Genomic DNA, 2019 nt, shown 5'->3' on the forward strand with positions numbered 1-2019 from the left:
CTCTACTACTTCACATCCAAGTTGATTACAGTAAACATAAATACATCGATAAACTTCTTTACCTATATTGTTCTTCAAGATCCTAAATCGATACTTTGGAGTCCACACTATATGGTATTGACATCGCCAAAATACGTGGGAAGCTTGATTGTATCTACTCATGTTATTTGTCCTCTTTGACTTCTGGAAAAATCAAAGACGCATTTAGCATGAGTAGTTTTACAGGCAAAGCCAAAACGGATGATAACCACCTAGTTCTATTGGTGCAGTGGTATAAAGCCAACAGAACGTAGACATTTCATTGAACAATAATAACAAAGACTAACGAACAACAACCCAGAACAACGAAAAAACTTAAATCATTAGCAAAATAAAAAGTAAAAAGTAAAAAGTAAAAAGTAAAAAGTAAAAAGTAAAAAGTAAATAACAACACTTCTCATAAAAAACATATTTCAACGTGTCGAACCATACGTAAAATAACATTTCACTGAAGTTTTCGGTTTTTAAATTTAATTTGAATGTGTATTTTGCAAAACAAGAATATTCTGACTCTCCAAGTGCAAACTATCAAAAATATTACTCAAAGTTCATGTTTTTTATCTCGCGGTCTTACGAATCCCCTCATAATTTCTTTGTAAGAGAATGAGTAGACGCACATCGTCCCGTCTGACCTAATGAATTTCGCCAAAAGCACACCTTGCCAAAGGGATAAATAGGAACTCCTAACGATGCGCGATATTCAGATTCTACAACAAATACTTTCTCAACAGTGCCCAAGTATTCACAAAAAACGTCTGAGTTCTCTTATGCTTGCAACTGAAACAGTTCTCGGTGGTGCCGAACTGACTTTAACCAAAATTAGTAGAGCGCTTGACTGTAATACCACGGTTAAATACTCCATTAAGCGTATCGAGCGCTTGTTAGGAAACCATCACCTTCATAAAGAAAAAGATATTATTTATAAGTGGCATGCAAGCTTTATTAAGCAAGCGAACCCATTCCCTGTCAATCCTCGTCGATTGGTTTGATGTTAGAGAGCAGCTACGCCACATGACTTTGCGCGCTGCTGTTGCAGTGAAAGGTCGAGCTGTGACCGTCTACGAACAGGCCTTCGAATACAAAAACTACAATTCACCCAGGTCGCATCAGCTCTTTTTGGTCAAGCTTAAGAATATCCTTCCAGAGGGATGTGTGCCTATCATCGTCTCTGATACTGGCTTCCGTAACACTTGGTTTCGACAAGTCGAAAGTATGGGTTGGTTCTGGCTGGGGCGTGTTCGTGGGGAAGTGTAGATCAAAACTCCCCGAGGAAGATTGGTGTTGGAATAAAGCGCTTTACCCAGCAGCAAACAGCAAAGTTCGTTATCTTGGGGAGTGTAAACTGGCAAAACGCTCACCATTAAAGTGCTGTGCTTATCTATATAAAAGTCAGCCCAAAGGCAGAAAAGCTCTTCGCCATAGTCGAACCTACCAAAAGCATTCGGCAAGCAAGGTATTTAACAAGGGAGCAAAGGAGCCTTGGCTTCTGGTCACAAACATATCAAACCAGATACTAAATGGCGTCAAATTACCAACTTATACGCGAAAAGAATGCAAATCGAAGAGTCGTTTCGGGACTTAAAAAGTCCTGCTTATGGGTTAGCACTCAGACATAACCGCACTCGGTGTACAAGGCGTATCGACATATTGTTGCTCATGGCACTAATGGCTGAAATCATCATGTGGTGGAATGGTTTAATCGCCATGCAAGCCAAATGGCACTATGACTTCCAAGCTAATACGATTAAGCCTCGACGTGTTCTGTCTATTCCAAGGCTTGGAAAAGAAGTGCGCAGTCATCGGCGATATCGAATTCAAGAACCCAATATCACTGGACTATGGTTGAATATCAACGCCTCACACGTTGCTGTGGGTTGGGGTAATTATGAGGGGATCCGCCAGTCTCGCGGTTTAATAGCATGTTAGCTACGTTGTATGTGACGAATAACAAGATGAAGTATGACCCGTCCTAATATAGGT

General features: G+C 40.3%; 1 protein-coding gene and 1 pseudogene. One reads left to right on the forward strand and one right to left on the reverse strand.

All coding sequences use genetic code 11. The features are described from left to right. The coding region (locus tag H735_RS30640; protein ID WP_202905998.1) for a transposase at positions 1-162 on the reverse strand (162 nt) is incomplete at its 3' end. 566 nt (positions 163-728) lie between these two features. On the opposite strand from H735_RS30640, the pseudogene H735_RS30645 reads away from it, so the two are divergent. Continuing rightward, positions 729-1922 (forward strand): annotated as a pseudogene (locus tag H735_RS30645) (IS4 family transposase). Positions 1923-2019 lie beyond the last annotated feature (97 nt).

The organism is Vibrio owensii CAIM 1854 = LMG 25443, assembly GCF_000817815.1.
Lineage (GTDB): Bacteria > Pseudomonadota > Gammaproteobacteria > Enterobacterales > Vibrionaceae > Vibrio > Vibrio owensii.